This is a genomic window from Aeromonas sp. HMWF014, from assembly GCF_963878295.1.
Classification (GTDB): Bacteria; Pseudomonadota; Gammaproteobacteria; order Enterobacterales; family Aeromonadaceae; genus Aeromonas; species Aeromonas popoffii.
On record NZ_CAWNYS010000506.1, the window covers coordinates 1 to 6250 of the forward strand.

A 6250-nucleotide genomic window follows, 5' to 3' on the forward strand; every position below is an offset into this window, starting at 1 on the left:
GCTCCATCCAGTGAAATGCCTGCCGCAGATCCCGTTTCACCCCGGCGCCGCGCAGATAGACCTCCGCCAGCCGGTATTGGCCAAAGGCGTCTCCCGCCTGCGCCGACTGGCGATAGAGGCTGATGGCCAGATCCATGTCCTGATCTGTGCCCTGCCCCACTTCGTGGCTCCACCCCATCAGCGCCTGCGCACGGGGGAGCCCCTGCTCGGCCAGCGGTTGCCAAATCTTTGTCGCCGTCTCGAACTGGCCGCTGCGCCAGGCCCGGTTGGCCGATGCCAGCGCCTGCTCGGTGGAGAGCGGGATCAGACGCCAGATGACCAGGCCAAGCACTCCGACAAACAGCCAGCGGCAGATGATAGGTTTCATGATGATTTCCGTGATCCAGTTCGCACTTTGTCTATGTAAACGAAATGTAGCGACGGGATCAAGCAAGAGATCCATTTGCCATGCCGTTTCAGGCAACGATTCGTAAAGAGGGACTTGTATTTCGATGCGCTCACTTGCAAGATAGCTGTATATATAAACAGTATTGGCATGATGTGATGGCAGGACGAGGCAGCACCCATAATATCGAGCATCGTTTCAGTGGCCCGCTGGTCGAGGCCGTCGACGATGGCTGGCAGCAAACCGAGTGGGAACCGGCGTTCAACACCCCTGCCCCCCAGACCGAGGTTCGCGAGACTCAGGCCAGGAGCATCATCAGCTACAACCGCTCACCGGATGTGCCCTTTGGTCGCTCCATCAATCCCTATCAGGGCTGCGAGCATGGCTGCATCTACTGCTATGCCAGACCCAGTCACGCCTACCTGGAGCTCTCCCCCGGTCTCGACTTCGAGACCAGGCTGTTTGCCAAGCTCAACGCCGCCGAGCTGTTGCGCCGAGAGTTTGCCAAGCCAACCTATCAGCCACAGACCATAGTGCTCGGCGCCAATACGGATCCTTACCAGCCCATCGAGCATCACTATCACCTCACCCGCCAATTGCTGGAAGTGATGCTGGCCCATCGCCACCCTGTCGGCATCATCACCAAGAGCGCCATGATATTGCGCGACCTCGATCTGCTGGTCGCGTTGGGCCGGGAGGGCCTCTGCCAGGTGATGGTGTCGGTGACGACATTAAATGAAACCCTGCGGCGACAGCTGGAACCCAGGGCGAGCACAGGCACGGGTCGGCTCAAGGTGATCGAGAAGCTGGCACAGGCCGGGGTACCGGTCGGCGTGCTGGCCGCGCCCATGATCCCGCGCCTCAACGAGCCTGAGCTGGAACAGATCATCAAGGCGGCGGCCGAGGCCGGTGCCCACTGCGCCGATTACATACTGCTACGATTGCCCCACGAACTGACCACCCTGTTCAGCGACTGGCTGGATGAGCATTACCCCGGCCAGAAGGAGGCCATCCTGAACCAGTTACGGGCCAGTCGGGATGGCGGACTCAACAGCCCCGCCTTTGGCGCCCGCATGCGCGGTGAAGGCCAGTTTGCCGACTTGCTCGCCCAGCGCTTTCGGCTCATCAGCAAGCGCTTGGGCTTGGGCCAGCGCCATCTTCAACTGCGGCGGGACGGCTTCATTCGCCCGGGCGAACAACTGCGGCTGTTCTGATCGCCCCGACAAGTCAACCGCGCTCACAACGCCTTCTTCGCCGGCCACCACAAACCCTGCCGACGAGCAGGGGCTCACCCCCTTGGCCGAGGCGAGTGCGTGGCCTTGCCCTGCGCGATCAATTCGGCCGGCAGTCGTGATGGCTCATGGGCCACTTCGTCCTCATATTCCTCTGTCAGCGATGCTGGTTGATGTTCGCCCCATACCCGGCTCCACCAGATCTCCCACATTACCCAGCTAGTCATAAGGTGCTCCTGTTTGATGGCTACACATCGCCGTCTGTTAAGTGCGACAGGGGTAGCTTGGCCTCATCCCATGACAGGGGGATGACGCAGGCATGATGAATTGGGGACAACGACATTAAGGAGGAGTACGGCAATGCTCGCGGTGCAAGTGATCAGCGACGCGTACAGCAACAGGATCAGGCTGACCCATCAGACCTGTGGGCGCTCGCCATCTGGGGCAAACGGCAGCAACAAAAAGAGCGACCCAAAGGGTCGCTCTTTCGCATGAAGGCAAACGGGCGATTATTCGTCGCTCGCGGCACCCTCTTCAGTGGATCCTGCATCAGCAGAGCCGGCATCTGGCGCGGTATCAGTGCCTTCGGACACCTCACCGTCAACGGCCACGATGTCGTTCTCTTCCTCGTCGCTCTCCGCGATACGCTGCAGGCCAACCACGGTCTCGTCTTCACCGGTACGGATCAGACGCACACCGCCGGTGTTACGACCGATGACGCTCACCTCGGCAACGCGAGTACGGACCAGGGTGCCGCCATTGGTGATCAGCATGATCTGGTCGGTATCTTCGACCTGGATCGCATCGATCACCTTGCCGTTACGCTCGTCCACCTTGATGGAGCGAACGCCCTGGGTACCACGGCTCTTGGTCGGGTACTCGGTCAGCGCGGTACGCTTGCCGTAACCGTTCTCGGTGGCGGTCAGGATGGCACCCTCGCCACGGGGGACGATCAGGGAAACCACCTTGTCACCATTGAGCAGGCGGATACCACGTACCCCACCGGCGGTACGACCCATGGGACGCACGCCCTTGAAGGTACCCTTGCTTTCGGTGCCTTCGCCGTTGTCGCTGCCATCGTCGTCGTTGCCGGCATCAATGACACTCTCGTCATCCCCGTCGACATCATCGCTGACATCGGCATCGGCGGCATCGGCACGACCGCTACCTTCGGCGAAACGAACCACCTTGCCCGCATCGGAGAACAACATGATCTCGTTGCTGCCATCTGTGATGTCCACCCCGATCAGCTCATCGCCCTCTTTGAGGTTGATGGCACGAATACCGGAGGAGAGCGGACGGCTGAACGCAGACAGGCTGGTTTTCTTCACGGTACCGTCAGCGGTGGCGAAGAAGACATACTTGTCATCGGCATACTCTTTCACCGGCAGGATGGCGGTGATGCGCTCACCCTCTTCCAGCGGCAGCAAGTTGATGATCGGACGACCACGGGCACCACGGGACGCCTCCGGCAGCTGATACACCTTGAGCCAGTAGACCTTGCCACGGGTGGAGAAGCACAGAATGGTGTCGTGGGTGTTGGCCACCAGCAGACGTTCCACAAAGTCCTCTTCCTTGATCCGGGTGGCCGACTTGCCACGACCACCGCGGCGCTGGGCCTCGTAGTCGGAGAGCGGCTGATACTTCACATAACCCTGATGAGACAGGGTCACGACCACGTCTTCCGGGGTGATCAGATCTTCGATGTTGATCTCGGCACTGGAGGCGCTGATCTCGGTGCGGCGCTCGTCGCCATACTGCTCGCGCACGGCCAGCAGTTCATCGCGGATCACTTCCATCAGCCGTTCCGGGCTTGCCAGGATGAACAGCAGCTCGGCGATCAGATCCAGCAGAGATTGATACTCTTCCAGGATCTTCCCGTGCTCGAGGCCGGTCAGCTTGTGCAGACGCAGATCCAGGATGGCCTGGGCCTGCTGTTCGGTCAGGAAGTATTGACCTTCACGGATGCCGAACTCCGGCTCCAGCCACTCCGGACGGGCCGCGTCGTCGCCTGCTTTTTCCAGCATGCCGGCCACGTTGCCGAGATCCCATCCCCGAGCTACAAGCTTGGCTTTGGCGTCGGCAGAGGTGTCGGAGTGACGGATCAGCTCGATGATGGGGTCTATGTTGGCCAGTGCGACCGCCAGACCTTCCAGGATGTGGGCCCGATCCCGCGCCTTGCGCAGTTCGAACACGGTCCGGCGAGTCACCACTTCACGGCGGTGCAGCAGGAACGCATCCAGAATGTCTTTAAGGTTCATCACCTTGGGCTGGTTGTTATCGAGCGCCACCATGTTGATGCCGAACGTGGTCTGCAGCTGGGTGTGCTTGTAGAGATTGTTCAGCACAATCTCGCCAGACTCGCCACGTTTGATCTCGATAACGATGCGCATGCCGTCCTTGTCGGACTCATCGCGCAGGGCACTGATGCCCTCGACTTTCTTCTCTTTGACCAGCTCGGCGATCTTCTCGATCAGCCGCGCCTTGTTCACCTGATAAGGCAGCTCGTGAACCAGGATGGTCTCACGATGGGTCTTGTCGTCCACTTCCACTTCGGCCTTGGCGCGCACATAGACGGAGCCGCGACCGGTGCGGTAAGCCTGCACTATGCCGGCGCGACCATTGATGATGGCGCCAGTGGGGAAATCAGGCCCTGTGATATAGGTCATCAACTCATCGATGGTGAGATCGCTATTTTCGATCAGCGCCAGACAGCCGTTGACTATCTCGGTGAGGTTGTGAGGAGGAATGTTGGTCGCCATGCCCACCGCGATACCGGATGAGCCGTTGACCAGCAGGTTGGGTACCTTGGTGGGCATGACAGCCGGGATCATCTCGGTGCCATCATAGTTGGGCACCCAGTCCACGGTCTCTTTGTCCAGATCGGCCAGCAGCTCGTGGGAGATGCGGGCCATCCGCACTTCGGTGTAACGCATGGCGGCGGCGCTGTCGCCGTCGACCGAACCGAAGTTGCCCTGACCATCGACCAGCATGTAGCGCATGGAGAAATCCTGCGCCAAGCGGACGATGGTGTCATACACGGCACTGTCGCCGTGCGGGTGGTATTTACCGATTACGTCACCGACCACACGGGCCGATTTTTTATAGGGCTTGTTCCAGTCGTTCCCCAACTCGTTCATAGCAAACAGAACGCGGCGGTGAACCGGTTTCAAGCCATCACGCACATCCGGCAGAGCTCGTCCTACGATCACGCTCATGGCGTAATCAAGATAGGAACTCTTGAGCTCTTCTTCGATGTTGATCGGCGTGATCTCTCTGGCCAGATCGCTCATAGAAAGCCTTAATCCCTAATTAGTTGTTCTTTGGCTTAAACAGCGCGTCATGGTAACACACTGAGCCAAATACCTTAAGCCACAAATCCGGATAACAAGTCGGGCTGGTGTGACAAAGTGTGTCCGTTATAATGCCCGCCAGGACAATAGATTGCGCCCAAGTCTTGCTACCTGCGCGCCCTGCCACAGGATCATCAAAAAATGAATAGTGATGCCAATGTCGATCTGACAGAAATCGCCAAATTTGAAGCCATCGCCTCCCGCTGGTGGGACATGGAGGGCGAGTTCAAGCCACTGCATCAAATCAATCCGGTGCGCCTTGACTGGATCACCGACAAGAGCGGCGGCCTGTTTGGCAAGCAGGTCCTCGACATCGGCTGCGGGGGCGGCATCCTCTCCGAGAGCATGGCCCGTCGGGGCGCTCGCGTGATGGGCATCGACATGGGCAAGGAGCCGCTCGGCGTCGCCCGCCTGCACGCCCTCGAGCAGGGCGTGGAGCTCCAATACCAGCAGATGACGGCTGAGGAACATGCCGGCCAAGCCCCTGGCCAGTATGACGTGGTCACCTGCATGGAGATGCTGGAGCACGTGCCGGATCCGGCTTCAGTGCTGCGCGCCATCGCCACCCTGGTACGCCCCGGCGGACGGGTGTTCATCTCCACCATCAACCGCAACCCGAAAGCCTATCTGATGATGATCCTGGGGGCCGAATACCTGATGAAGATGATCCCCAAGGGCACCCATGATCACAAAAAATTCATCACCCCCGCCGAACTGTGCCGCATGGGTGAAGCGGCGGGTCTGTTGGTGCGGGACATGAGCGGCGTACACTATTCGCCGCTGACCGGCCAGTTCAAACTCGGCAAGAACGTCGACGTCAACTACATGGTGGAATTCATCCGCCCGGAGCAAGGCTGATGGGCGACTCTCACCCGGTGCCGCTGCGCTGCGTGCTGTTTGATCTCGACGGCACCTTGCTCGATACCGCACCTGACTTGGGCGCGGCCGTCAACCATGTGCTGGTGAGCGAAGGCTTTGCCCCGCTCTCTGATGCCATCATTCGCCAGACCACCTCCAACGGGGCGCTCGGGCTACTCAGGGCCGGGCTTGGCGATGAGCTGCTCGAGGAGCTGGGTGCCACTCGCCTGCGCGCCGCGCTGCTCGACTTCTACGCCGCCCACCTGTGTGTCGGTACTCGTCCCTATGAGGGCATGCTGGAGCTCATTGAATGGCTGGACGAACGCGCCCTGCCATGGGGCATAGTCACCAACAAGCCGGGCTTTCTCACCGAGCCGCTGCTGGCGGCCTTGCCCGAGCTTGCCAGCTGCGGTGTGACGGTC

6 protein-coding genes are annotated in these 6250 nt (G+C 60.2%); 3 read left to right on the plus strand and 3 right to left on the minus strand.

Translation table 11 applies throughout. From position 1 onward, the window contains the following. A partial coding sequence (locus tag AAC083_RS19815) for a tetratricopeptide repeat protein (RefSeq protein WP_258224781.1) occupies positions 1-367 on the minus strand: 367 nt, incomplete at its 3' end. A 176-nt stretch (positions 368-543) separates the two neighbouring features. On the opposite strand from AAC083_RS19815, the gene AAC083_RS19820 reads away from it, so the two are divergent. After that, positions 544-1599, plus strand: coding sequence for a PA0069 family radical SAM protein (locus tag AAC083_RS19820; protein ID WP_108537530.1), 1056 nt, complete (start codon positions 544-546; stop codon positions 1597-1599). A gap of 74 nt (positions 1600-1673) precedes the next feature. Here the strand turns inward: AAC083_RS19820 and AAC083_RS19825 are convergent, their stop codons facing one another. Both AAC083_RS19825 and gyrA read right to left on the minus strand, forming a co-directional pair. Then, positions 1674-1844 (minus strand): hypothetical protein, encoded by a 171-nt coding sequence (locus AAC083_RS19825; protein WP_167335265.1) that lies wholly within the window; start codon positions 1842-1844, stop codon positions 1674-1676. Between the two features lie 282 nt (positions 1845-2126). Then, positions 2127-4910 (minus strand): DNA topoisomerase (ATP-hydrolyzing) subunit A, encoded by a 2784-nt coding sequence (gyrA, locus tag AAC083_RS19830; protein ID WP_108537531.1) that lies wholly within the window; start codon positions 4908-4910, stop codon positions 2127-2129. A 201-nt stretch (positions 4911-5111) separates the two neighbouring features. Here gyrA and ubiG point away from each other — a divergent pair, with 201 nt between their 5' ends. Both ubiG and AAC083_RS19840 read left to right on the plus strand, forming a co-directional pair. Continuing rightward, a complete protein-coding gene (gene ubiG, locus AAC083_RS19835; RefSeq protein ID WP_042034937.1) occupies positions 5112-5828 on the plus strand; it encodes a bifunctional 2-polyprenyl-6-hydroxyphenol methylase/3-demethylubiquinol 3-O-methyltransferase UbiG in 717 nt (238 codons plus the stop codon). After that, on the plus strand, positions 5828-6250 hold a 423-nt coding region (locus AAC083_RS19840; RefSeq protein WP_181364832.1), incomplete at its 3' end, for an HAD hydrolase-like protein. The genes ubiG and AAC083_RS19840, both read left to right, overlap by 1 nt.

Excerpts from the sequence above, each read along its gene's own strand:
- AAC083_RS19820 (WP_108537530.1), top strand. The coding sequence starts at position 544 with ATGGCAGGACGAGGCAGCACCCATAATATCGAGCATCGTTTCAGTGGC.
- gyrA (WP_108537531.1), bottom strand. The coding sequence starts at position 4,910 with ATGAGCGATCTGGCCAGAGAGATCACGCCGATCAACATCGAAGAAGAG.
- ubiG (WP_042034937.1), top strand. The coding sequence starts at position 5,112 with ATGAATAGTGATGCCAATGTCGATCTGACAGAAATCGCCAAATTTGAA.
- AAC083_RS19825 (WP_167335265.1), bottom strand. The coding sequence starts at position 1,844 with ATGACTAGCTGGGTAATGTGGGAGATCTGGTGGAGCCGGGTATGGGGC.